1 pseudogene is annotated in these 302 nt (G+C 70.9%); it reads left to right on the forward strand.

The annotated features are described in order from the left end of the window. Nucleotides 1-55: 55 nt before the first annotated feature. Nucleotides 56-139 (forward strand): annotated as a pseudogene (locus JHD73_RS28765) (phosphoribosyltransferase); the annotation flags it as partial. Nucleotides 140-302 lie beyond the last annotated feature (163 nt).

The raw sequence follows: 302 nt of genomic DNA on the forward strand, positions 1-302 counted from the left end.
ACAGAACACGACAGCGGCAACTCACGCCGCATTCATGATCAAGAAGAGGAACACGATGAACCAGCCGATCAACGATGACTCGCACCTGTGGGTATCCTGGGACGACTATCACGGCCTGATTGCGCGCCTGTCTCTTATACACATCTCCGAGCCCACGAGACATGGCGCCTGATCGCGTATGCCGTCTTCTGCGTGAAAGGGGGGGGGGGGGGGGGGGGGGGGGGGGGGGGGGGGGGGGGGGGGGGGGGGGGGGGGGGGGGGGGGGGGGGGGGGGGGGGGGGGGGGGGGGGGGGGGGGGGGGG

Source organism: Ralstonia sp. ASV6 (assembly GCF_016429285.1).
GTDB classification, from domain to species: domain Bacteria; phylum Pseudomonadota; class Gammaproteobacteria; order Burkholderiales; family Burkholderiaceae; genus Ralstonia; species Ralstonia flaminis.